21 protein-coding genes are annotated in these 24,146 nt (G+C 70.5%); 12 read left to right on the top strand and 9 right to left on the bottom strand.

Going from position 1 to position 24,146, the window contains the following annotated elements; translation table 11 throughout:
- Positions 1 to 6: 6 nt before the first annotated feature.
- Both dbpA and EOINJALH_RS21665 read right to left on the bottom strand, forming a co-directional pair.
- A complete protein-coding gene (gene dbpA / locus EOINJALH_RS21660) occupies positions 7 to 1,395 on the bottom strand; it encodes an ATP-dependent RNA helicase DbpA (RefSeq protein ID WP_088283996.1) in 1,389 nt (462 codons plus the stop codon).
- Positions 1,392 to 2,633: an SAM-dependent methyltransferase gene (locus tag EOINJALH_RS21665; RefSeq protein WP_088283998.1), complete on the bottom strand. Its 1,242-nt coding sequence runs from the start codon at positions 2,631 to 2,633 to the stop codon at positions 1,392 to 1,394. The genes dbpA and EOINJALH_RS21665 overlap by 4 nt, the downstream gene beginning before the upstream one ends.
- 111 nt (positions 2,634 to 2,744) lie before the next feature.
- Here EOINJALH_RS21665 and EOINJALH_RS21670 point away from each other — a divergent pair, with 111 nt between their 5' ends.
- Positions 2,745 to 3,077, top strand: a complete 333-nt coding sequence (locus tag EOINJALH_RS21670) for a hypothetical protein (RefSeq protein WP_088283999.1) — start codon at positions 2,745 to 2,747, stop codon at positions 3,075 to 3,077.
- Positions 3,078 to 3,138: 61 nt separating this feature from the next.
- On the opposite strand, the gene EOINJALH_RS21675 is transcribed toward EOINJALH_RS21670, so the two are convergent.
- From EOINJALH_RS21675 to EOINJALH_RS21695, 5 genes are read right to left on the bottom strand one after another with little or no spacing between them, the layout of a single operon-like run.
- Positions 3,139 to 4,011: a 3-keto-5-aminohexanoate cleavage protein gene (locus EOINJALH_RS21675; protein WP_088284001.1), complete on the bottom strand. Its 873-nt coding sequence runs from the start codon at positions 4,009 to 4,011 to the stop codon at positions 3,139 to 3,141.
- 60 nt (positions 4,012 to 4,071) lie between these two features.
- Complete coding sequence (locus tag EOINJALH_RS21680; RefSeq protein ID WP_088284003.1) at positions 4,072 to 4,911, bottom strand: enoyl-CoA hydratase/isomerase family protein; 840 nt, start codon at positions 4,909 to 4,911, stop codon at positions 4,072 to 4,074.
- Positions 4,911 to 6,065, bottom strand: a complete 1,155-nt coding sequence (locus EOINJALH_RS21685) for an acyl-CoA dehydrogenase family protein (protein WP_088284005.1) — start codon at positions 6,063 to 6,065, stop codon at positions 4,911 to 4,913. Before EOINJALH_RS21685 ends, EOINJALH_RS21680 begins: the two co-directional genes overlap by 1 nt.
- Positions 6,066 to 6,090: 25 nt before the next feature.
- The gene (locus EOINJALH_RS21690; RefSeq protein ID WP_088284007.1) at positions 6,091 to 7,701 is read right to left on the bottom strand and encodes an acyl-CoA carboxylase subunit beta; all 1,611 of its coding nucleotides are present in this window, start codon (positions 7,699 to 7,701) and stop codon (positions 6,091 to 6,093) included.
- On the bottom strand, positions 7,701 to 8,597 hold the full coding sequence (locus EOINJALH_RS21695; RefSeq protein ID WP_088284009.1) for an SDR family oxidoreductase: 897 nt from the start codon (positions 8,595 to 8,597) through the stop codon (positions 7,701 to 7,703). Before EOINJALH_RS21695 ends, EOINJALH_RS21690 begins: the two co-directional genes overlap by 1 nt.
- A gap of 154 nt (positions 8,598 to 8,751) precedes the next feature.
- On the opposite strand from EOINJALH_RS21695, the gene EOINJALH_RS21700 reads away from it, so the two are divergent.
- The 10 genes from EOINJALH_RS21700 to upp all read left to right on the top strand — a co-directional run bounded on the left by EOINJALH_RS21700 (position 8,752) and on the right by upp (position 17,996).
- Complete coding sequence (locus EOINJALH_RS21700; RefSeq protein ID WP_088284011.1) at positions 8,752 to 9,048, top strand: SCP2 sterol-binding domain-containing protein; 297 nt, start codon at positions 8,752 to 8,754, stop codon at positions 9,046 to 9,048.
- A gap of 10 nt (positions 9,049 to 9,058) precedes the next feature.
- Positions 9,059 to 9,508: a MerR family DNA-binding transcriptional regulator gene (locus tag EOINJALH_RS21705; protein ID WP_088284013.1), complete on the top strand. Its 450-nt coding sequence runs from the start codon at positions 9,059 to 9,061 to the stop codon at positions 9,506 to 9,508.
- A gap of 10 nt (positions 9,509 to 9,518) precedes the next feature.
- Entirely contained in the window at positions 9,519 to 9,752 is a 234-nt protein-coding gene (locus EOINJALH_RS21710; RefSeq protein ID WP_088284015.1) for a hypothetical protein, read from the top strand.
- A 36-nt stretch (positions 9,753 to 9,788) separates the two neighbouring features.
- Positions 9,789 to 10,994 carry an acetyl-CoA C-acetyltransferase gene (locus EOINJALH_RS21715; RefSeq protein WP_088284017.1) on the top strand — a complete coding sequence of 402 codons (1,206 nt, stop codon included), beginning with the start codon at positions 9,789 to 9,791 and terminating at the stop codon, positions 10,992 to 10,994.
- Between the two features lie 2 nt (positions 10,995 to 10,996).
- Complete coding sequence (locus tag EOINJALH_RS21720) at positions 10,997 to 13,126, top strand: 3-hydroxyacyl-CoA dehydrogenase NAD-binding domain-containing protein (RefSeq protein WP_088284019.1); 2,130 nt, start codon at positions 10,997 to 10,999, stop codon at positions 13,124 to 13,126.
- Between the two features lie 82 nt (positions 13,127 to 13,208).
- Positions 13,209 to 14,825: a hypothetical protein gene (locus EOINJALH_RS21725; protein ID WP_144290123.1), complete on the top strand. Its 1,617-nt coding sequence runs from the start codon at positions 13,209 to 13,211 to the stop codon at positions 14,823 to 14,825.
- Positions 14,826 to 15,103: 278 nt separating this feature from the next.
- Positions 15,104 to 15,766, top strand: a complete 663-nt coding sequence (locus EOINJALH_RS21730) for a heparan-alpha-glucosaminide N-acetyltransferase (RefSeq protein WP_234413982.1) — start codon at positions 15,104 to 15,106, stop codon at positions 15,764 to 15,766.
- A 54-nt stretch (positions 15,767 to 15,820) separates the two neighbouring features.
- A complete protein-coding gene (gene rlmB, locus EOINJALH_RS21735; protein WP_088284025.1) occupies positions 15,821 to 16,564 on the top strand; it encodes a 23S rRNA (guanosine(2251)-2'-O)-methyltransferase RlmB in 744 nt (247 codons plus the stop codon).
- The gene (locus EOINJALH_RS21740; protein WP_088284026.1) at positions 16,564 to 17,313 is read left to right on the top strand and encodes an NAD-dependent deacylase; all 750 of its coding nucleotides are present in this window, start codon (positions 16,564 to 16,566) and stop codon (positions 17,311 to 17,313) included. Before rlmB ends, EOINJALH_RS21740 begins: the two co-directional genes overlap by 1 nt.
- A gap of 41 nt (positions 17,314 to 17,354) precedes the next feature.
- Positions 17,355 to 17,996, top strand: coding sequence for a uracil phosphoribosyltransferase (gene upp, locus EOINJALH_RS21745; RefSeq protein ID WP_088284028.1), 642 nt, complete (start codon positions 17,355 to 17,357; stop codon positions 17,994 to 17,996).
- A gap of 35 nt (positions 17,997 to 18,031) precedes the next feature.
- Here the strand turns inward: upp and EOINJALH_RS21750 are convergent, their stop codons facing one another.
- Together EOINJALH_RS21750 and EOINJALH_RS21755 are read right to left on the bottom strand one after the other, a co-directional pair.
- Positions 18,032 to 20,593 (bottom strand): bifunctional diguanylate cyclase/phosphodiesterase, encoded by a 2,562-nt coding sequence (locus EOINJALH_RS21750; protein WP_144290124.1) that lies wholly within the window; start codon positions 20,591 to 20,593, stop codon positions 18,032 to 18,034.
- Between the two features lie 108 nt (positions 20,594 to 20,701).
- The gene (locus EOINJALH_RS21755; RefSeq protein ID WP_088284032.1) at positions 20,702 to 22,978 is read right to left on the bottom strand and encodes a S8 family serine peptidase; all 2,277 of its coding nucleotides are present in this window, start codon (positions 22,976 to 22,978) and stop codon (positions 20,702 to 20,704) included.
- 338 nt (positions 22,979 to 23,316) lie between these two features.
- On the opposite strand from EOINJALH_RS21755, the gene EOINJALH_RS21760 reads away from it, so the two are divergent.
- Positions 23,317 to 24,135, top strand: coding sequence for a TIGR00266 family protein (locus tag EOINJALH_RS21760; RefSeq protein ID WP_088284034.1), 819 nt, complete (start codon positions 23,317 to 23,319; stop codon positions 24,133 to 24,135).
- Positions 24,136 to 24,146 lie beyond the last annotated feature (11 nt).

A 24,146-nucleotide genomic window follows, 5' to 3' on the forward strand; every position in this document is an offset into this window, starting at 1 on the left:
CGCGGCTCACAGCCGCCGGACCTTCACCGATTTGCCCTTGACGCGGCCGGCGTTCAGGCCGCGCAACGCGTCCGCGGCGATCGACCGGTCCACCGCCACGTAGGTGGAGAACTCGTTGACGTTGATCTTGCCGATCTTGGCGGCGTCGAAGCCCAGGTCCTTGGTGAGCGCGCCCAGCACGTCGCCGGCGCGGATCTTTTCCTTGCGGCCGCCCAGGATCTGCAGCGTCACCATCGGCGGGCGCAGCGGCTCGCCGGCGGCCGGCACCAGTTCGGCCAGGGGGTGGAACTCGCTCGGCGTGCCCTGCATCTCCTCGATGCGGCCGACGCGGCCCATCTCGTCGAGGCTGGCCAGGCTGAAGGCCCAGCCGGCTTCGTCGGCACGGCCGGTGCGGCCGACGCGGTGGGTGTGCAGTTCGGGCTCGGGCGTGATGTCGACGTTGATCACGGCCTCGAGCTGGGCGATGTCCAGCCCGCGCGCGGCCACGTCGGTGGCCACCAGCACCGAGCAGCTGCGGTTGGCAAACTGCACCAGCACCTGGTCGCGGTCGCGCTGGTCGAGATCGCCATGCAGCTCGAGCGCCACGATGCCGGTGGCCTGCAGCACCGCCACCAGGTCGCGGCACTGCTGCTTGGTGTTGCAGAAGGCCAGCGTGCTGACCGGCCGGAAATGGTCGAGCAGCAGGCCCACGGCGTGCAGGCGCTGCGATTCCGTCACCTCGTAGAAGCGCTGGCGGATCTTGCCGGCCGCGTGGCGGGCGGCCAGCCGCACCTCCTTGGGATCGCGCATGTGCTTGCGCGCCAGCGTGGTGACGCCATCGGGGTAGGTGGCCGAGAACATCAGCGTCTGGCGCTTGGCCGGGCACAGCTTCAGGATGGCCGAGATGTCGTCCGAGAAGCCCATGTCCAGCATGCGGTCGGCCTCGTCGAGCACCAGGGTGTTCAGCGCATCGAGCTGCAGGCTGCCGCGCTGCAGGTGGTCGAGGATGCGGCCCGGCGTGCCGACGACGATGTGCGCGCCGTGCTCCAGGCTGGCCAGTTGCGGCCGCATCGTCGCGCCGCCGCAAAGGGTCAGGGCCTTGATGTTCTCCTCGGCGCGGGCCAGGCGGCGGATCTCCTGCGTCACCTGGTCGGCCAGTTCGCGCGTCGGGCACAGCACCAGCGCCTGCACCGCGAAGCGCCGCACGTTCAGGTTGGCCAGCAGCGGCAGCGCAAAGGACGCGGTCTTGCCGCTGCCGGTCTTGGCCTGCGCGATGATGTCGTGGCCTGCCAGTGCCAAGGGCAGGCTGGCGGCCTGGATCGGCGTCATGCGCTCGTAGCCCAGGTGCTGCAGGTTGGCCAGCACCTGGGGGGCCAGCGGCAGCTGGCTGAAGGAATCGCCTGGGGTCTCGGTCATGCCGGATTGTCGGCGACCGGCTCCGGCAGCCGCGCCAGGCGGTCTTGCAGCAATGTTTCGAGGCACTGTTCGCGGATGCCGTAGAAGGCCTTGACCTCGGCGATCTGGGCCAGCACGGGCTGCGCGGAGTTCGGCTGGGCGCGCTTGACGGCCAGGATCATCTTGTTCTTGTTGGTGTGCTCCAGCGAGATGAACTCGAACACCTGGGTGTCGTAGCCCATCGCCTCGAGCAGCATGGCGCGCAGGCCGTCGGTCAGCATCTCGGCCTCCTGGCCCAGGTGCACGCCGTGCTGCAGGATGGGCCGCAGCGGGTGCGGGCTGAGCAACTGCGGCCGGATCTGCTTGTGGCAGCAGGGCGAGCACACGATGATGTCGGCGCCGCCGCGGATGCCCAGGTCGATGGCGTGGTCGGTGGCCATGTCGCAGGCGTGCAGGGCGATCACCACGTTGACGTCGCGCGGGTGCCAGCTGCGCACGTCGCCCTGCTCGATGCGCAGGCCCTGCAGCCCGAGCCGGTCGATCACCCCCTGGCACAGGCTCACCATGTCGGGCCGCAGTTCGACGCCGGTCACCTGCGCCTGCACGCCCCGGGCGTGGCGCAGCCAGTCGTGCACGGCGAAGGTGAGGTAGCCCTTGCCGCAGCCGAAATCGACGATGTGCAGCGCCGGCGCCGTGGCCAGCCGCGAGGCGTCGAGCGCGCTGCCGATGACCTCGATGAAGCGGTTGATCTGCTTCCACTTGCGCGCCATCGCCGGCACCAGCGCGTGCTGCGCGGTGGTGACGCCCAGCTCGGCCAGGAAGGGCCGATCGAGCGACAGCGGGCGGCGCTTCTCGCGGTTGTGGGCCTCGTCGACCGGGGCTGGGACGTCGGCCGACGACTCCGCCGGCCGCGGGCGCTGGCGCAGGTGGGCCGTGCCGCGCTGGCCGATCGTCAGCTCGGCATGGCCGTCGCGGGTGTCGAGGTGGGCGCTGCGGAACCCCTCGGCGCCGAGTTGCGCGCGCACCTGGGCCGCGGCATCGGCCAGCGGGGTGTTGCGGGTGAGGTCGCGGGTGCTGTGGTGCAGCACCCACTGCAGGTGCGGCTCGTCGCGCAGGCGCACGCGGCGCAGGTCGATGCGCTGCAGCCCGGCCTCCGTGCCGTGGTAGCGCGACAGCACGGCCTTGACGAAACTGCCGTCGGTCAAGGCGGCCGCCAGGGCGTCGGCAAAGGTCTGGAGCGGGTCGGGGGCGGTGGGCATGGGTGGTCTGCAGTGCGTGGCCGGATTGTGGCGCGCCCCCTTGTTCAGGGTGTGCCGCCCATACTTTTGGGGGGCAGACAGCGCGCCATTCGGCTGTTACCGTGAGTCATCATGATGCTCTCCGGCTTGGTTTTCACCCTCCAGTTGATCCTGCTCGCGGTCATCCTCTGCTTGTGCGTGATGGCCTGGAAGACCTCCCGGCGCCATCGATCCCAGCAGCGGTCCTATCTGGCGCTGGCCGTCGTGCTGGGTGGCATGGCCGTCCTGGGCGCCCTGGCCACGGTGGTCCATGCGATCTCGGTGGACGAGGTCGAGTTCTGGCTAGACCTGTGGCTGCCGGCCCTGTCGATCGCCCTGTGCGGCGCCACCATGTGGCGCACCACCCGGGTGAAGCAGCGGCAGCGCCGTGCCGACGCGCCGTCCGGCGGCCTGCGCTCCCGCTGACCTTGCCTGCCGGGCCTCGTCCGGCCGCCCTGGGCCCGGTGCGAATCGCCCGGTCCGGTTGTCACCGCGATGGGGCCAGGCCCAGCCGGGCGCGTGCGTCCGCCGGACTGGCGATGGCGCGGCCGGCACGTCGCGCACAGTCTGCCAGGGCCTCCACCAGCACGCCGTTGCCGCCCGCGCGTTCGCCTCCCGGCAGGTAGAAGGTGTCTTCCAGCCCCGTGCGCAGCATGCCGCCGAGTTCGGCCACGCGCTGGTGCACCGGCCAGATCTCGCTGCGGCCGATCAGCGTGGCCTGCCACACCGCGCCGGGCGCCAGGTAGCGCGGCAGCAGGTTCAGCAGGTCGATGTCGCAGGGCATGCCCGAGGCCACGCCCATCACGAAGTTGTACTCGGGCGTGCCCGTCACCATGCCGGCCTTCAGGTACATGCCCACCGACCGCACGATGCCCACGTCGAAGCACTCGAACTCGGGGTGCGTGCCCGTCTCGGCCATCACCGCGAGCATGGCCTGCACCTTGGCCACCGGGTTGTCGAAGACCATCGGCGGCCAGGCCCACCGGCCGTCGTCCTTGATCTTCAGGTAGTTCAGGCTGCCGGCGTTGCACGCGGCGATCTCGGGCCGCACGCGGCGGATGCACGCCGCCGGGCCGCTGATGTCCTTGCCGACCACGCCGGTCGTCAGGTTGATGACCACGCCCGGGCAGGCGTCGCGAATGGCGCCGACCACGGCCTCGGCCACGTCCGGGTCCCAGCTGGGCAGGTGGCCCATGCCCTCGTCCTGCATGCGCAGGTGCACGTGCATGATGCTGGCGCCGGCGTTGAAGGCGTCGCGCGCCTCGGCCGCCATCTGCGCCGGCGTCACCGGCACCGGGTGCTGGCTGGGGTTGGTCAGCACGCCGGTGAGCGCGCAGGTGAGGATGGCCTTGTCGGTCATGTCGCTCTTTCGTCGATCGTCAAGTCGGCCCGATGTCGCGGGCTGGAAACGCGCGACGGCTCACGTCGGTGCCCACGACGGCTTGCGCTTCTGCAGGAAGGCGGTGGTGCCCTCGATGCCTTCGGCGCCGAGCACCGCGCGCGAGAACACCGCGGCCGCCTCGGCCACCAGCGCTTCCGGTGGGTGGAAGCGCGCCTTGGCCATCAGGGCCTTGGTGGCGGCCACGGCACCCGGCGCGTTGTTGAGGATGCCGTGCAGCACGTGGTGCAACGCGGAGTCGAGGGCGCCGGCGGCATGCACCTCGTGCACCAGGCCCAGCCGCAGGGCTGCGTCGGCATCGAGCTTGCCGCCGGTGATGGCCAGCCGGCGGGCATCGGAGAAGCCCAGCCGCTCGACCAGGAAGGGGGCGATCTGCGCCGGCACCACGCCGAGCGAGGTCTCGGGCAGGCGGAACACCGTGCTCTGGCCGGCGACCACCACGTCGGCCACGCAGGCCAGGCCGAACCCGCCGCCCATCACCGTGCCCTCGACCACCGCCACCAGCGCCAGGCCGGTGTTGGCGTAGGCCACGCACAGTTCGCCGAAGGCGGCGTTGACCTCGGCGATCGGGTCGGTGCCGCCGCCGGTGCCGTCGGACAGCCGCGCACGGGCCGCGGCCATGTCCTTCAGGTCGCCGCCGGCGCAGAAATGCCCCCCCGCGCCGCGCAGCACCAGCACGCGCGAGCCGGCCGTGGCCTCGGCCTCGGCCAGCACCGCGCGCAGTTCGCGCACCATCTGCAGCGACATCGCGTTGCGGCTCTCGGGCCGGTTGAGCGTGACGTGCCAGACGCCCGCGTCCACCTTCACCAGCAGGGTCTGCCGCGCGGCGTCGGCCGTGCCGGTGTCGTCAGGGGCGGCCATCAATGCGCTCCCTTCGGCAGCGTGCCCTCGAGCTTGGCGATGATGCCCAGCATGATCTCGTCGGCGCCGCCGCCGATGGACACCAGCCGGCTGTCGCGGTAGGCCTGCGAGATCGGGTTGTCCCAGGTGAAGCCCATGCCGCCCCAGTACTGCAGGCAGCTGTCGGCCACCTCGCGCACCAGGCGCCCGCACTTGAGCTTGGCCATCGAGGCCAGCTTGGTGACGTCCTTGCCGCCGACGTACAGCTCGACCGCGCGGTAGGTGAGGGCGCGCAGCGCCTCGACCTCGGTGCGCAGCTCGGCCAGGCGGAAGTGCACCACCTGGTTGTCGAGGATGCTCTTGCCGAAGGTCTTGCGCTGGCGGGTGTACTCGATGGTCTGGTCGATCAGCGCGTCCATGCCCTTCAGCGACGAGGCGGCGCCGAACAGCCGCTCTTCCTGGAACTGCAGCATCTGGAAGGCGAAGCCCATGCCTTCCTGGCCGATGAGGTTGCGCTTCGGCACCCGCACGTCGTCGAAGAACAGCTGCGCCGTGTCGGACGAGTTCATGCCGATCTTGCGGATCTTCTGCTTCGTGATGCCCGGGGCATCCATCGGCACGATGATCAGGCTCTTGTTCTTGTGCGCCGGACCTTCGCCGGTGTTGGCCAGCAGGCAGCACCAGTCGGCCTGCAGGCCGTTGGTGATCCACATCTTGCTGCCGTTGATGACGTAGTCGCCGTCCACCGCGCGGGCGCTGGTCTTGATGGCGGCCACGTCCGAGCCGCCGCCGGCCTCGCTGACGCCCAGGCAGCCGACCATGTCGCCGGCGATCGACGGTACCAGCCATTCGCGGCGCAGGTCGTCGGAGCCGAAGCGGGCCAGCGCCGGCGTGCACATGTCGGTGTGCACGCCGATGCTCATCGGCACGCCGCCGCACTTGCAGGCGCCCAGTTCCTCGGCCATCACCATCGAGTACGAGAAATCGAGCCCGGCACCGCCGAATTCCTCGGGGTACTTCAGGCCCAGCAGGCCCAGGTGGCCCAGCTTCTTCAGCACCTCGTGCGCCGGGTACTGCTCGGCGGCCTCCCACTCGGGCACGTGGGGGTTGAGCTCCTTGTCGACGAATCGGGCCACGGTGTCGGCGATCTGGCGGTGCTCGGGGGTGAACTTCATGGTGGGGGATGTCCTGGAAAGGGGTTCAGAAACGGGCCACGCCGAAGGCATTGGGGCGCAGCGTCCGGGCCTCGGCCTCGGCGGCCATGGCCAGGCACAGCGACAGCACGCGCCGCGTGTCGCGCGGGTCGATCACCCCATCGTCCCACAGCCGGGCGGTGCCGAAGAGCACGTGCGATTCGCGGTCGATGCGCTGGCGTAACTGGTCGCTCATCGCGGTCAGCGCGTCCTCGTTGGCGGCCAGACCCGAGCGCGCCAGCTTGGCCGCGCCGACGATCTTCATCACCTGCGCGGCCTGCGCGCCACCCATCACCGCGGTGCGCGCCGAAGGCCAGCTGAAGATGAAGCGCGGGTCGAAGCCGCGGCCGCACATGCCGTAGTTGCCGGCACCGAAGCTGCCGCCCAGCACCACGGTGAACTTGGGCACGCGCGCATTGGCCACGGCCTGGATCATCTTGCTGCCGTGCTTGATGGCGCCGCCGCGCTCGGCCTCGAGGCCGACCATGTAGCCGGTGGTGTTCTGCAGGAAGACCAGCGGCGTGCCGCTCTGGTCGCACAGCTGGATGAACTGCGCCGCCTTGGTCGACCCGGCGGGCTGGATCGGGCCGTTGTTGCCGACCAGGCCCACCGGCCGGCCGTCGAGCCGGGCGTGGCCGCACACGGTGTCGGGTGCGCAGCCGGGCTTGAATTCGAGGAAGTCTGACGCGTCGACCAGGCGGGCGATGACCTCGCGCACGTCGTAGGGCTCGCGGTCGTCGGCCGGCACCACGCCGGGCAATTCGTCCGGGCTGAACAGCGGAGCCGGCGCGGCAGGCCGCGCGGGCACGGTGTCCCAGGGCAGCTTGTCGAGCAGTTCGCGCGCCATGCCGAGCGCATGCGCATCGTTGTCGGCCAGGTACTCGCCCAGGCCGGTGACGGTGGCGTGCAGCTCGGAGCCGCCGAGTTCGTCCTCGGTGGCGTCCTCGCCGATGGCGGCCTTGACCAGCGGCGGGCCGGCCAGGCAGATGCTGCTGCGGTCCCGCACCAGCACCACGTAGTCGCTGAGCCCCGGCAGGTAGGCCCCGCCCGCGGTGGACGCGCCGTGCACCACCGCCACCTGCGGGATGCCGGCCGCCGACAGCCGCGCCTGATTGGCGAAGGCGCGGCCGCCATCGACGAACATCTCGCTCTGGTACATCAGGTTGGCGCCGCCCGACTCCACCAGGTAGACCAGCGGCAGCCTGTTCTCGCGCGCGATCTCCTGCGCCCGCAGGGCCTTCTTCAGGCCCATCGGCGAGATGGTGCCGCCCTTCAGCGACGAATCGCTGGCCGAGATCAGCACGCGCTTGCCGGCGACGGTGCCGATGCCGGTGATCGAGCCGCCGCCCTGCACGCTCTTGCGGCCGTCGTCGTCGTGCATGCCCAGGCCGGCCAGCGGCGAGAGTTCGAGGAAGCCCGAGCCGCGGTCGAGCAGGCGGGCGACGCGCTCGCGCGGCAGCAACTGGCCGCGGGCCTCGAAGCGCGCGGCCTTGGACGCCGACTCGGCCACCACCAGCGCCTCGAGCCGGCGCACCTCGGCCAGGCGCTCGGCCATGCGGGCGGCATTCGCCGCGAAGGCGGGCGAGCGGGTGTCGAGGCGGCTGGAGAGGGCAGGCATCAGCCGAGCACCTTGGGCAACGTGGCCCGGTGGAAGCCGTCGAAGGGCTGGCTGCGCTGGTGGTCGATCGACGGGTAGATGGGGGTGCCCAGGCCGGCACCGCCGTCGATGGCCAGGGTGACGCCGGTGATGAAGGCAGCCGCCGGCGACAGCAGGAAGACGATCGCCGCGCTCACCTCGGCCTCCACGGCCAGGCGGCGCAATGGCACATGGTGCTCGAGCTTGGGGATCAGGGTCTTGGCCAGGCCGCCGTACGTGTCCAGCCCGCTGGAGGCCACCCAGCCCGGCGCCACCGCGTTGACGCGCACGCCGGCATGGGCCCATTCGAAGGCCGCGGTCATCGTCAGGTTGGCCATGCCGGCACGGGCCGCGCCCGAGTGCCCCATGCCGGGCATGCCGCCCTTGTGGTCGGCCGTCATGTTGACGATGGCGCCGCCGTGGGCCTGCAGGCACTGCACGAACAGCTCGCGCATCATCAGGAAGCCGCCAGTGAGGTTGGTGGCCAGCACCGCGTCGAAGCCGCGCTTGCCGATGGCCAGCAATGGCGCCGGGAACTGCCCGCCGGCGTTGTTGACCAGGCCCGTGATGGGGCCGTCGGCCAGGGCCTCGGCGATCTGGGCCTTGACGGCGTCTTCGTCGCGGATGTCGAAGGCGCGCCATGCGCACTGGCCGCCGTCCTCGGCGATCTCGGCGGCCACCTGCTGCAGCTTGTCGGTCTTGCGGCCGCTGATGATCACCCGGGCGCCCAGAGAGGCCAGCTCGTGCGCGACACAGCGGCCGATGCCCGAGCCGCCGCCGGTGACCCAGACGCGCTGACCGGCGAACAGGTCGGGCCGGAAAACGCTGCGGTAGTGCGTGCGGGTGGGCTCGGCCAGGGAGGGGGCGGCAGGCGTCATGGGTACCGCATTGGATCGAAAGGTGACGTTAACGTCAACGATGTGCCTGATCGGTGAATACGCGGATGCAAGCGGCAGGCGGCGACGCTAGCATGCCGGTCAATCTCGAACGGCGCCCCAACGGGTGCCTTCGCCCACGCGTCACGGAGACCCCATGGACATCACCGCCGCCACCGACACCCTTCGCGCCAAGGTGGGCAACGACTGCGGCATCGGCGCCGTGCTCAAGTTCGACTGCGGCGCCGATGGCGTGGTCGTGCTCGATGGCCGCTCGGTGCCCAACACCGTCGACAACGCCGACCGCGATGCCGACTGCACCATCGCCATCACGCTGGCCAACCTGGGCGACCTGCTCACCGGCGAGCTGGAGCCCACCACCGGTTTCATGATGGGCAAGTTCAAGGTGTCGGGCGACATGTCGGTGGCCCTGAAGCTGCAGCGCGTCGTCTGAAGGACCCGGATTGAAGCGCGACGCGCAGCCCGCCGCACCCACCGCGCAAGAGGTGGTGGCGGCGCACCGCGACGACGGCGGCGCCGACCTGTTCGGCATCACCGAGCTGTGCCAGGAGTTCGGCATCTCGGCGCGCGCGATCCGCTTCTACGAGGACAAGGGCCTGCTCGCCCCGCGGCGCATCAACGGCACGCGGGTCTACACCCGGCGCGACCGTGCCCGGCTGGCGCTGATCCTGCGCGCCAAGGCCATCGGCTCGTCGCTGGCCGAGATCAAGCATTACCTGGACATGTACGGCGCCCATGGCGAAGGTCGGGCCAAGCAGTTGAAGTACGTGCTCGATCGCACCGACGACGCCATCGCCGACCTCGAGCAGAAGCGCCGCCACATCGACAGCACGCTGGCCGAACTGCGCCACATCAACGACACGGTGCGCGCGGCCCTGGCCGCCAAGGGCTGAGGAGCCGCGGATGGGCGATGCCGCACTGGGCTTCAGCTGGCGCAGCTTGAAGAACGGCGACGTCGAGGTGCTGCACCACGGCCGTCGCGCCGCCACGCTGCGCGGCCACGACGCGGCCGATTTTCTGGCCGAGGTGGCCGCGGCCGATGCCGACGCGCAGCAACAGGCCATGGCCCGACTCACCGGCAATTACAAGCGTGGCAACGAGCGCCTGGCGGGCGAGCACCCGCGCAACCGGCGCTGACCTGCGCACCCCGAACGACCCCGCAAGGAGATCCGCATGACCGAGGCATTCATCTACGACCACCTGCGCACGCCGCGTGGCAAGGGCAAGAAGGACGGCAGCCTGCACCAGGCCACGCCGGTGTGGCTGCTGCGCACGCTGCTGCAGGCATTGCAGCAGCGCCATGCGCTCGACACCTCGCTGGTCGACGACGTGGTGCTGGGCTGCGTCACGCCGGTGGGCGAGCAGGGTGCGGACATCGCCCGCACTGCGGTGCTCGACGCCGGCTGGGCCGAGACCACCGCGGGCGTCACGCTCAGCCGCTTCTGCGCCTCGGGCCTGGAGGCGGTGAACCTGGCCGCCGCCAAGGTGATGAGCGGCATGGAAGACATGGTGGTGGCCGGCGGCGTCGAGTCGATGAGCCGTTGGCCGATGGGCAGCGACGGCGGCGCCTGGGTCATGGACCCGCGCGTCAACCAGGCCCTCGGCTTCACGCCGCAGGGCATCGGCGCCGACCTGATCGCCACGCTGGAAGGCTGGGGCCGCGAGGAGGTGGATGCCTTCGCGCTGCGCTCGCACCAGCGCGCCGCCGCGGCGCGTGCCGACGGCCGGTTCGCCCGCGCCGTGGTGCCGGTGAAGGACATCGCCGGCCTGACGATGCTGGCCGAGGACGAGACCATCCGCGCCAACGCCACGCTCGAGGCCCTGGGCCGGCTCGAGCCGTCGTTTGCGGCGATGGGCCAGATGGGCTTCGATGCCACGGCGCTGCGCAAGTACACGACGGTCGAGCGCATCCGCCACGTGCACCATGCCGGCAACTCGTCGGGCATCGTCGATGGCGCGGCGCTGATGCTGCTGGGCTCGAAGGAGGCCGGTGCCAAGGCCGGCCTGAAGCCGCGTGCGCGCATCCGCAGCATGGCCGTGATCGGATCGGAGCCCACCATCATGCTCACCGGCCCGGCGCCCAGTTGCGAGAAGGCGCTGCGCAAGGCCGGCATGGCGGCCCGCGACATCGACCTGTGGGAGATCAACGAGGCCTTTGCGGTGGTGCCGATGAAGTGCGCCCGAGCGCTGGACATCGACATGGAGCGCGTCAACGTCAACGGCGGTTCCATCGCGATGGGCCACCCGCTGGGGGCCACCGGCTGCATCATCCTGGGCACGCTGCTCGACGAACTGGAACGGCGAGACCTGTCGACGGGCGGCGCGACGCTGTGCGTCGGTGGCGGCATGGGCATCGCCACGATCATCGAGAGGGTGTGAACATGAGCGCGATCGAACTCCAAGTGGGCGCCGACGGCATCGCCGTGGCCACGATCAACCTGGCCGGCAAGCCGATGAACGTCGTCAACGACGACCTGATGGGGCCGCTGGCCGCCACGGTCGAGCGGCTGGCCAGTGATGCCTCGATCAAGGGCCTGGTGCTCACGTCCGGCAAGGGCGACTTCTGCGCCGGCGGCGACCTCGACCGCCTCTCTCGCCTGCCCGACGCCCAGGCCGCCTTCGACGTGACCACCGCGATGAAGGCGGTGCTGCGCAAGATGGAGACCAGCGGCAAGCCCGTGGTGGCGGCGATCAACGGCCACGCGCTCGGCGGTGGCCTCGAGATCGCGCTGGCCTGCCATGCCCGCATCGTGATCGACGACGCGCGGCTGAAGCTTGGCCAGCCCGAGGTCAAGCTCGGCCTGCTGCCGGGCGGCGGCGGCACGGTGCGCCTGCCGCGGCTGGTGGGCATCCAGGCGGCGCTGCAGATCTGCGGCGAAGGCAACGACATCGCGCCGTCGAAGGCGCTGTCCATGGGCCTGGTCACCCAACTGGCCAGCGACCGCGATGACCTGCTCGCCAAGGCCCGCGCCTGGTGCCTGGCCAACCCCAAGGCGCGCCAGCCCTGGGACCTGCCCAAGTTCCGCTTCCCGGGCGGCGATTCACGATCGCCGGCCGTGGTGCAGATGCTGGCCATCGCGCCGTCGATCGCCGCGGCCAAGACCTGGGGCAACTACCCCGCGGTCGGCCACATCATGAGCAGCATCTTCGAAGGCGGCCTGCTCGATTTCGAGGCGGCCAGCGTGGTCGAGTCGCGCTACTTCGCGGCCTGTGCCACCAGCCAGGTGGCGCGCAACCTCATCAACACGATGTGGTACCAGCTCAACGCGCTGAAGAAGGGCGCGTCGAGGCCGGCCGGGCTGCCGCAGCGCAAAGTGGGCAAGCTCGGCATCCTGGGCGCCGGCATGATGGGCGCGGGCATCGCCTACGTGTCGGCCCGGGCCGGCATTGACGTGGTGCTGCTCGACACCACGCAGGAGGTCGCCGACCGCGGCAAGGCCTACTCGCAGGGCCTGCTCGACAAGGCCGTCAAGCGTGGCCGCAGCACGGCGGACAAGCGCGATGCCTTGCTGGCCCGCATCCAGCCGACGACCCGCTACGAGGCGCTGGTCGGCTGCGACCTGGTCGTCGAGGCGGTGTTCGAGGACCGCGCCGTCAAGGCCGAGGTGACGAAGAAGGCCGAGCACGCGATCGGCGCCGACGCCGTGTTCGCGTCCAACACCAGCACCTTGCCGATCACCGGGCTGGCCCAGGCCAGCGTGCGGCCGGCGCAGTTCATCGGGCTGCACTTCTTCTCGCCGGTGGACAAGATGCCGCTGGTCGAGATCATCGTCGGCAAGGACACCTCGCCGGAGACGCTGGCGCGTGGCTTCGACTACGTGATGCAGATCGGCAAGACGCCGATCGTCGTCAATGACAGCCGGGGCTTCTACACCAGCCGCGTGTTCGGTACCTACGTGATGGAGGGCATCGCGATGCTGGCCGAGGGCGTGCACCCGCGCAGCATCGAGGTGGCCGGCCTGCAGGCCGGCATGCCGATGCCGCCGCTGGCGCTGCAGGACGAGGTGTCGTTGAGCCTCGGGCTGCACGTGGCCGACCAGACCAAGACGGACCTGGCCGCCGAGGGCAAGCCCTACGCCGATCACCCCGGCATGGCCGTGGTGCGCCACCTGTGCGAGCTGGGCCGCATCGGCAAGAAGGCCGGCAAGGGCTTCTACGACTGGGGCGAAGGCGACAAGTCGCTGTGGCCGGAACTGACCCGCCTGTACCCGACCGCGGCACAGCAGCCTGAACAGCGCGAGCTGATCGACCGCCTGATGTTCGCCCAGGCCAACGAGACGGCACGCTGCCTCGAGGAAGGCGTGCTGCGCTCGGTGGGCGATGCCAACATCGGCTCGATCATGGGCTGGGGCTTCGCGCCTTTCCAAGGCGGCACGCTGCAATTCATCAATGCGATGGGCACGCGGCGTTTCGTCGAGCGCTCGCGCGAACTGTCGGCGCGCCACGGTGCCCGCTTCGAGCCGGCGGCGCTGCTGGTGCGGCTGGCCGAGACCGACGCGCCTGTGGCCTGAGCCGCGATTGGCCGAGGCAGGCCGATGCGTCGGGTCGGCCGATTCGGGTATCGTGACGGGGCCACCCCACACGATGCCCGACATGCCCGTCAGTGACAACGCCGATCCCAAGGGCAGTGCGCCGGCCAATCCCGGTCGACGGCACTGGCTCGAAGCGGCGGCCGTCGGCGGCGGGGCCGTCGCCTTGCCGCCGCTGGCCTGGCTGGCAGGGGGCGCTGGCGGCGCTGCCGCAGCGACACCCCCGGTCGCCACAGCCGGTCCGACAGGCACCGCTGCAACCCCGTTGGCCCTGCTGGCCGAGGAGCGCATCGACGAAAGTGCGCAGGGCCTGACCTCGGAGTACCTCTACGCCAACTGGTACCGCTGGCGCCACCCGCGCGGCGATTGGGTCGACGCCGCAGGCAAGCCGCAGGGCTACCAGGCATTTGGAGCGTCGGTTGCATCGGCGCAGGGACTGCTGCGCATCGACATCACGCGGGCCGTGCAAGCCGGCCAGCCACTGCAACTGGTGCTGCGGACTTCGTCTCCCGATGGCGGGGCATTGGTCGCCTCACGCAACGCACCCGACGTGACGCGGCGCCCGTTCCTGGCCATCACGCCGTCCGGCGGCAAGCCGCTGCTGCTCGATGTCTCGGCCGATGCCGAAGCCAATGGCAGTACCGTCACCGCCAGGGGAGCCGAGCCGGCGATGAAGGTCTCGGCCGACACGCATGCGTTCCTGGCCTTTCCGCCCGTCGACATCAAGCCGGCCAGTGCCATGCTGGTGCTGCACGTGGAGCAACTGATCGGACAGGGCGGACGGCTGGAGGTCTATCGCATGGCCTCGCCGCGTCTGCCCGATGACCCTTCGCGCGTCAGCCTCGAGAGCGACCCGCGGGTGTTCTTCCGCAGCGCCGCGTTCGAGGAGCCGCTGTTCGAGGGCATCTTCAACACCCGCGGCAGCAACAACTTCGAGCAGCGGCGTGTCGTCGACACCGATCGCGGCCGCGCCCTCGAACTCAGCTTCGATCCTCGCACCAGCCTGGTCCTGGACGCCAGCGTGGCGTTCGTGCCCGAAGCCACCGAGGCGGCGTTCGAGTACGACCTGAAGGTGCTGCCCGGCTTCACGCCGTCCGACGGCGGCAAGATGCCGGGGTGGTCGTCCCGCACCAAGCCCGATGACAAGATCGCGCTGTCGAGGAACAAGGCCTTTGCCGGGTGGCCGCCCGGCTCGATGGGCACGCTGCTGGCGGGCAAGGGTGGTGATCGCGTCAATGGCCACGACGGCTGGTCGCTGCGGGGTGGCTACATCGTGCCCTGGGCGGCCAAGCATCCGCTGCATGGGCAGATGGGCTTGACGACCTATGCCTACCACGCGGCGATGCAGGACCAGTTCGGCGATTCGTGGCCCTGGACGCAGTGGGGGCCCTCGTCGGCCGTCGTCGGGCAATGGCAACGCATCCACCAGCGCCTGCGCGTCAACACCCCCGGCAAGCGCAATGGCCTGCTCGAGGCCCGCATCGACGGCCGCCTGGTGTTCCGCAAGACCGACGTATACCTGCGCGATGGCCAGCGCTGGGACCTCAACGACCTGGGCGTGGCCACCGAGGGCGGCATCGGCCGCGTCTGGCTGAACGTGTACCACGGCGGCACCGCGCTGCCCCCGACGCGTTGCGCCGCCATGCTGCTGCGCAACCTCAAGGTCGCTCGGCTGGCATGAGCCCCGCCCGGCCGCCCGAAGGGGCTCATTCCCGCCCGGCGGGACGGGCCGAAGGCCCAAGGGTGCCCCAGTGACCCCCGCCCGGCCGCCCGAAGGGGCTGATTCCCGCCTGGCGGGACCGGCTGCAGGCCGTAGGGTGCACTGGTGACCCCCGCCCGGCCGCCCGAAGGGGCTCATTCCCGCCTGGCGGGACCGGCCGCAGCCCGGTGGGTGCACCAGTGACCGCGGGCGAGCGCTTCGACCGCCTCGATGCCCTGCGCGGCGTGGCCATCGTGTGGATGGCGCTGTTCCATTTCTCGTTCGACCTGAGCCACTTCGGCCTGGTGCAGCCGCGCCAGAACTTCTACGCCGACCCGTTCTGGACCAGCCAGCGCACCGTCATCGTCAGCCTGTTCCTGGCCTGTGCCGGGCTGGGCCAGGCCGCGGCGCTGCAGGCCGGGCAGGGCTGGCCGCGCTTCTGGCGGCGCTGGGCGCAGGTGGCGGCTTGCGCGGTGCTGGTGTCGGCAGGGTCGGCGTTGATGTTCCCGCGCAGCTGGATCAGCTTTGGCGTGCTGCACGGCATCGCGCTGATGCTGGTGCTGGCGCGGCTCGCCGCGCCCCTGGGGTGGGGCCTGTGGCCACTCGGGGCACTCTGTGTCGCGCTGCCCCAATGGGTGCAGGACCCCTGGTTCGACACGCGCTGGACCAACTGGCTGGGCCTGGTCACGCACAAGCCCATCACCGAGGATTTCGTGCCGCTGCTGCCCTGGCTGGGCGTGATGCTCTGGGGGCTGGCGGCGGGGCAGTGGTTGCTGGTGCACCGCCGCGGCGTGCTGGCCGGCGCGGTGCCCGCGGCCCTGCGGCCGCTGGCGTTGCTGGGCCGCTGGTCGCTCACGTTCTACATGCTGCACCAGCCGCTGTTCATCGGGGCGCTGATGGCCTGGATCGCCATGACGCGCTGAATGATCCGGCGTGGCCGGGCCGGTCGGCGGACGCCGGGGGGCTACCATCGCCGCATGAGCTCACGCATCCTCTTCGGCTTCCATGCCGTCACCGTGCGGTTGAAGACCGCCCCCGAGTCGATCGTCGAACTGCACGTCGATGCCTCGCGGCGCGACGCCCGCATGCGCCAGTTCGTCGAGCGCGCGCAGGCCGCGGGCGCCAAGCTGATCGAGAGCGACGACGACCGCTTGATCCGCCTGGCCGGCAGCCCGCGGCACCAGGGCGTGGTGGCCAAGGTGAACCCGCTGCCGCAGCGCCATTCGCTCGACGAGGTGCTGGACGAGGTGGAAGGCCCGGCGCTGGTGCTGGTGCTGGACGGCGTGACCGACCCGCACAACCTCGGCGCCTGCCTGCGCGTGGCCGACGGGGCCGGGGCGCACGCGGTGGTGGCGCCGAAGGACCACGCCGTGGGCCTGAACGCCACGGTGGCCAAGGTGGCCAGCGGCGCCGCGGAGACGGTGCCCTACCTGATGGTGACCAACCTCGCGCGCACGCTCAATGAACTGAAGGAGCGCGAGATCCAGGTCATCGGCACCGCCGAGGACGCCGAGCAGACCCTCTACGACATCGACCTCACCGGCCCGGTGGCGCTGGTGCTCGGCGCCGAGGGCGCCGGCCTGCGGCAGCTCACCCGCAAGACCTGCGACGTGCTGGTGCGCATCCCGATGGCCGGCGCGGTGGAGAGCCTCAATGTGTCGGTGGCCTCGGGCGTGTGCCTCTTCGAGGCCTTGCGCCAGCGCCGGATCGCGGCCGCCTGATGATGGACGAAGCGGTGCTGGCCCGGGTGCGCGAGCGTTTGCGCGGCGCCACGTCGGTCTGCGCCTTCACCGGCGCGGGCATGAGCGCCGAGAGCGGCATCGCCACCTTCCGCGATGCGCTCACCGGGTTGTGGGCGCGCTTCGACCCTGCACAACTGGCCAGCGAGGAAGGCTTCCGTGACGACCCGGCACGCGCGTGGGCCTGGTATGCCGAGCGCCGCGCCGGGGTGCGTGCTGCCGAGCCCAACGCCGGTCACCATGCGCTGGCGGCGTTCGCACGGCGGCACCCGGGACGGCTGACGGTCGTCAGCCAGAACGTCGACGACCTGCACCAGCGCGCCGGCAACACCGACACGGTGCGCCTGCACGGCGACATGCTGGCCGACCGCTGGTTGCAGCGCTGCCCGCGGGCGCAGGCCTGTGACCCCGCCGACGCGGCACCCGGCACGCCGCCACGCTGCGCCGAATGCGGCAACCTGGTGCGGCCGGGCGTGGTGTGGTTCGGCGAGGTACTGCCCGGCGCCGCTTTCGACGCTGCCGAGCGGGCGGTGCGGGGCTGCGGGGTGCTGCTGGTGGTGGGCACCTCGGGGGCGGTCTGGCCGGCCGCCGGCCTGGTGTCGCTGGCGCGCATGGCCGGGGCTCATGTGGTGATCGTCAACCCGCAACCCAGCGAGATCGACGACGAGGCCGACGAGCTGGTCGCCGGCACGGCCGCCGAGGTGTTGCCGGCGCTGCTGGACACCCTGTAGCGCTCGCTACACTCGGACGAACCGTCCGGAGACCCGCCGCCATGCCTGTGTTCGCCATCAACCACCCCCTCGTGCGCCACAAGATCGGCCTGCTGCGCGAGGACGACATCTCGACCAAGAAGTTCCGCGAGCTGACCAACGAGATCGCCCGCCTGCTGGCCTACGAGGCCACCGCCGACTTTCCCCTCGAGAAGGCCACCATCCAGTGCTGGAGCGGCCCGGTCGAGATCGACCAGATCGCCGGCCGCAAGGTCACCGTGGTGCCGATCCTGCGCGCCGGCCTGGGCATGCTCGACGGCGTGCTCGACCTGGTGCCCAACGCCAAGGTCAGCGTGGTGGGCCTGTCGCGCGACCATGAGACCCTGCAACCGGTGCACTACTTCGAGCGCTTCGTCGGCCACCTGTCGGAGCGCACCGCGATCATCGTCGACCCGATGCTGGCCACGGCCGGCTCGATGATCGCGACGGTGGACCTGCTCAAGGCCCGCGGCTGCGTGGACATCCGCGCGCTGGTGCTGGTGGCCGCACCGGAGGGCATCGCCGCGCTGGACAAGGCCCATCCCGACGTGCGCTGCTGGACGGCCGCGATCGACAGCCACCTCAACGAGATCGGCTACATCATCCCGGGCCTGGGCGACGCCGGCGACAAGATCTTCGGCACCAAGGACGACCACACGCGCTGAGGGGCGCCTTGCGCGGCAGGCGACCGCGGCGCGGGTCAGTGCAGCGGCGGCGCCTGGCGCTGCAGCATCTCGCCGGCGGCCTGGGCCGACAGCGGCGTGCCGAGGTGGAAGCCCTGGCCCAGCACGCAGCCCATCTCGCGCAGCATGGCCATCTGGTCGGCCGATTCGATGCCCTCGGCCACCACCGACTTGCGCAGCGCGCGGCCCAGATCGATGATGGTCTGCACCACGGTGGAGGCGTCCGAGCCGGCGCTCATCCGGCCGACGAAGGAGCGGTCGATCTTCAGGCTGTCGATCGGCAGCAGCGACAGCTGGCTGAGCGATGAATAGCCCGTGCCGAAGTCGTCCACCGCCAGCCGCACACCCAGCCGGCGCAGCGCTGCCAGCGTGTCCATCGCGCCCTCCACCGACGACATCAGCATGTGCTCGGTGAGTTCCAGCGTCAGGTGCTGCGGCCGCAGCCCGGCTTCGACGATGGCCCGGCTGACGCGGTCCACGAAGTGGGGCTGTCCCAGGTCTTGCGCCGAGACGTTGACGCTCATCGTCAGGTCGGCCAGCGCCGGGTGGATCAGCTGGAAGCTGCGCAGTTGCCGGCAGGCCTGGTGCAGCACGAACTCGCTCAGCTGGGCCATCTGCCCGGTTTCCTCGGCGATGGCCAGGAAGGCCGCGGGCCCCAGCGTGCCGTCCACCGGATGGCGCCATCGCACCAGGGCCTCGAAGCCGCTGGCGCGCCCGCTGGCCAGGTCGAACAGCGGCTGGTAGTCCAGCGCCAGTTCACCGTCCTGCACCGCGTGGCGCAGGTCGCCCTCGAGCCGCAGGCGGTCGGACACGGCCGTGTGCAGGCTGGCGTCGAACAGCGCGTAGCCGGCCTTGCCCCGGCTCTTGGCCTTGTACATCGCGGTGTCGGCGTCGCGCAGCAGTTGCTCGCCGGATTCGCAACCGAAGGCGCTGTAGGTGATGCCGATGCTGGCGCTGGCCACCAGGTCGACCTGGCCGAGGCGGAACGGCTTGCGCAGCGCGGCCATCAGCCGCTCGGCCAGCACGATCGCGTCGCGGCTGTGGGCCGAGGCGGGGCCCGCCTGGTCGGCGAGGATCGCGAACTCGTCACCGCCCAGGCGCGCGACCACGTCGCTGGGCCGCAGGTTCTCCTGGATGCGCCTGGCCATCTGCACCAGCAGGTCGTCGCCGGCGCCGTGGCCCAGGCTGTCGTTCACCAGCTTGAAGCGGTCGAAGTCGAGGAACAGCACTGCGAAGGCATGCGAGCGGTCGGCCTGGCAGCGCGCCACCGCGCCGCTGAGGCATTCGAGGAAGCGCCGGCGGTTGGGCAACCCGGTGAGCGGGTCGTGGAAGGCCAGGTGCTGCAGGCCGGCCTCGGCCTGGCGCCGGGCCGACACGTCCTGCGCCTGCAGGATCAGGCAGGGCGACTCGGCATCGGGCTCGGTGAAGAAGCTGCAGTGCACCTGCACCCACACCGTGTGGCCGTCGCGATGGCGGCAGCGCAGTTCGGCGGCAAAGGGCTCGAACTCGCGGTGGTCCGACCGGCCCAGGCACTCGTCCAGTGCCGCCACGTCGTCGTCCAGCATGAACTCGTGCAGGCGGCGCTGCAGCAGATCGGCCTCGTCCCGGCCGAGCAGGGCTCCGAGGGCGGGGTTGGTCTGCAGCAGCCGCCCGTCGAAGGCCATCAGCGCCATGCCGATCGAGGCGTGCGTGAAGGCCGCGTGGAAGCGCCGCTCGCTGGCCTGAAGCTCGCGCAGGTGTCTGGCGGTGGCCTCGGCCTCGCGCGCCGCGGCCTCGGCCCCGGATTCGCGCATCGCCTCGGCCGATTCCTGCTGCTTGAAGTAGAAGTGCAGCGTGACCAGCAGCATGGCCAGCAGCGGCACCATCATCATCAGCACGCCGATGCCCTGCTGCCGGTAGGTGATGAACAGCAGCGTCGCGATGGACGCGCTGCCGGCGTAGGCCATGCCCACCCAGCGGAACACGCTGACCAGGTCGCGCAGCGCGAAGAAGGGCTCGCCGCGCTTGAGCCGCGGCACGCCATTGATCATCTGCGCCGACACCAGGAAGTAGCTGGCGGCGAACACCATGGTGGCGCCCAGCAGCGTGGCGGCGTCGGTCCAGCCCGAGGTCTCGATGCGCGCCAGCGCCGCGTCGAGCAGCGAGCCGGTGCCGAGCATCGCCACCGCCGCGATGGCCGGGCTGACGATGCGGCTGGTCCAGCGGCGGGAGGTGCGGTACGAGCCCATCGCCGCCTCGCCGGCCGCCGCCACCGTGGCCGCCGCCGGGCCCTGCACCAGCAGCAGCAGGAAGATGAAGATCTCGCCGGCGACGAAGGAGTTCTTGGAGCCGGGCACCCGCACCGGGAACAGGCCGGCCAGCATGGCCAGCAGCATGCCGCCGATGACCTGGGCCCAGCGCGCCAGAGACGAATCCGCCAACACCACCAGGCTGTGCAGCAGCGCCGCCGCGCCCAGTGCCACCGCTGCGCACCAGAACCAGGTGGCACGCCGGTTGTAGTCCGGCATCAGAGCGGCATGCAGCCGGCTCCACCACGCGCGGGGCGGGGGTGGTGAGACTAGGTCGTCGGCGGTGCTCACCCTGCGATTCTTGCTCAGGTCGACGACCGGTCCCCGGTGCGCCGCCCTTTGTCCGGGCGCTTGGCCGGTGCCGTCATCGGCACCGGAACCGCTGACCTTTGGTTCAGATCAAGGCTCACCGGTGACGTTCGCTTCGCGCTTGTTGGTCGGGTTCGTCGTGCCGGCCTCGCTGAGTACCAGGCCTTCGCTGAGGACCAGGCCTTCGCTGAGCACGAGCCCCTCGCTGAGCACGAGCCCCTCGCTGAGCACCAGACCTTCGCTCAACACAAGGCCTTCGCTGAGCACCAGCCCTTCACTGAGCACCAACCCCTGCGACAGCGTCTTGCCACTGCTCAGCCAAGACGACAGCGTCGCCGAGGGCAGGAACACGCCCGTCTTGCCGACCATCGACGAGGTGCCGGCCAGTTCACCCAACGTCACCACGCCCGGGGTCAGCAGTGCCGTGTTGGCCGCAGGCGACGACAGCACGGCCATCGGGTAGACGTTGTTCGTGTTGGGCCAGTAGCGCACCGTCATCTTCTTCACGCTGCCGCGCGCCCACAGCAGGCGCGGGTCGAAGGCCGGCTGCCATTGCTTGAACAGGGCCTCGCCGGTGACGACGCGGTTGCCGCCCACGAACACCAGGCGGCCCCAGGGCACGGCCTGGCCGTTGATGACCGAGGTCGGCGCGGGCAGGGTGGCGCCGCTCCACCACAGCAGCGACTCGCCCGCGGCGATGGTGCCGCCGGCCGCGATGCGCTGGGCCATGTCGTTGCGGATGGCGCCGGCCAGGCGCACGGCGCCGTCGATGTTCAATGCGCCCGCCCCCTGCTGCACCAGGTTGGCGTTGGGCAGGGTCTGCGCGGTGTACTGCAGGATGGCCTTCACGAGACCGGGCGTGAGGCCGTTGTTGGCTTCCAGCATCAGGGCCACGGCGCCGCTGACCACCGGCGCGGCGACGGAGGTGCCACTGAGTTGCATCAGGGCCTTGTCCTGTGCCTGGGAGACGCCGCTCACCTGCGCCAACGCGGCGTAGCGCGTGGCCAGCACGTTCCAGGCGCCGCCCGCGGCCACGGTGTCCTCGCCCAGCGCCGAAATGATCTTGTTGCCCGGTGCCACGAGGTCGGGCTTGAGCAGGTTGTCGTACTGGCGCACGCCGTTCGCGTCGACCAGCGAGCCCCGCGTCGGACCGCGCGAACTGAAGTTGGCGACGACGTCGTCGGTGCGACTGGTGGTGCCCTTCATGTTGAGCGCCCCCACGGTGATGACGCTGGGCTCGTGGCCGGGCGAACTGATCGTGCCGTAGGCCTGCTTGCCCGCGGCGTTGAGGCCGAAGTTGCCGCCCGCCACCACCACCACGATGCCCTGTGCCACCGCGCTGCGCACGGCGCGCGCCAGCGGGTCGGTCTGGTACGACTCGGTCGAGTCGGCACCCAGGCTGAGGTTGATGATGCGGATGTTCTTGAACTTGCCGTAGTAGATGACCCAGTCGATGCCGGCCAGCACGTCGGACAACTGGCCGTAGCCGTTGTCGTCGAGCACGCGCACGTCGAACAGGTTGGCGTTTGGCGCGATGCCGGTGGTGTCCACCGCCTGGTAGGCCCCGCGGCCGGCGGCCACGGCCGCCACGTGAGAGCCGTGGCCGTAGCGGTCGGCCTTGGGCGCGAAGCCGTTCTGCAGGATGCCCAGGTAGGTGGTCATCGTGGGGCTGCCGGGGTAGAGCACGCCCGACACGTCGATGCCGGCCTTCCAGTCGGTCACGCCGGCGCGCACGGCGTCGCCGGCCTTGGTGAAGCTGATGGATTCACGCACGCGGCTGGCACCGCCATCGTCGAGGAACTCGGCGTGCTGCCAGGAGATGCCCGAATCCAGCACCGCGATGCCGATGCCCTTGCCGGTCACGCCGGTGATGCCGTTGTAGTTGGTGGTCCCGGTGGTGCGGACGGCCGCCGTGCCGGTGACGGCTTCGATGGTGCTGGCAGAACGCGTCATCAGGCGGTTGGGCGAGATGCTCTGCACGTCGGTGCGCGAGGCGATGGTGGCCACCTTGCTGGCCGGCAGCATCGCGGCCAGCGCCAGCACCGAGCTGTAGCGGTAATAGATCGAGCCACCAGCGGACATCACCGCCGAGCGGAGGGCGGTGAGTTCGGCGTCGTCGCTGCCGCTCACGATCAGCACCTTGACGTAGCGAACGCCATTGACGTCCTTGGCCCAGTTGATCTTGGGCGTGGTCGTCGCAGTCAACACGGACTGCAGGTCGCGGGCGATCTTGGGGCTCAGGGTCTGCGCCTGTGCGGACTGCACGACAAGTACCGTGGTCAGCAGCAGCACACCCAGCACCATCGCCAGCCAGCGGGCCAGTCTCAGGTCGGAAGACACAGGGGTCTTGGGTCGGCTTGGGGTCATGGTCTCGACATCTCGGTCTGCGGTGGAAAACGCAGACCGGGGTCTGCGACTGTCGGCCGAATGAAGCGCCGGGCAGTGCTGCAATTTTCAGATGCTTGTGACCGCTTGTTTCATTTTTATCGATTTCGACCCGTGCGAATTCGGTCCTTTTCTACGAACCAAGAAATCTGATATCGGGGCAGGACGTGGCCTGCCCTTTCGTCCTTGGGATATCGGCGCCTCGACGATCAACTTGAGTGCGATTTCGAGGCGCCGAACCGCGGCTGTTCCAGGGTTCGACAGACACGTCGATTGGGTACCATCGCCGCCGTCTGAACTGGTCACAACGGAGGGACGTCATGGCAATGGATGTGGTCGACTACGAGATCAAGGGATCCGAAATGCAGTTCGTCGAGGTCGAACTCGACCCCGGCGAGGCCGCCGTCGGCGAGGCCGGCAGCCTGATGTACATGGAAGCCGGCATCGGCATGGACACGGTGTTCGGCGACGGCGGCAAGAGCACCGGCGGTTTGTTCGGCAAACTGCTGGGGGCCGGCAAGCGCCTGGTCACCGGTGAATCGCTGTTCACCACGGTCTACACCAACAATGCGCCCAGCAAGCAGCGGGTGGCGTTCGCCGCGCCGTACCCGGGCAAGATCCTGCCGATGGACCTGCGCCAGATGGGCGGGCTGCTGATCTGCCAGAAGGACGCGTTCCTGTGCGCCGCCAGGGGCGTGTCGCTGGGCATCCACTTCCAGCAAAAGCTCTCGGTCGGCTTCTTCGGCGGCGAGGGCTTCATCATGCAGAAGCTCGAGGGCGACGGACTGGCCTTCGTGCACGCCGGCGGCACCGTGCTCAAGCGCGAACTGCGGGCCGGCGAGACGCTGATGGTGGACACCGGCTGCGTGGTCGCCTACACGCCGACCGTGAACTTCGAGATCCAGTACGTGGGCAAGATCAAGACGGCGCTGTTCGGCGGCGAGGGCCTGTTCTTCGCCAAGATGACCGGCCCCGGCACCGTGTGGTTGCAGAGCCTGCCGTTCTCGCGACTGGCCAGCCGCGTGTTCGCGGCGGCGCCTCAGACCGGCGGTGGCGGCCGCGAAGAGGGCTCCATCCTCGGCGGCTTTGCCGGTGGCGGCGTGCTCGGCAGCATCCTCGGCGGCGACAAGGACGACTGATCAGGCGCCCC

It is taken from the genome of Ideonella sp. A 288 (assembly GCF_002198735.1).
Classification (GTDB): domain Bacteria; phylum Pseudomonadota; class Gammaproteobacteria; order Burkholderiales; family Burkholderiaceae_C; genus Pseudaquabacterium.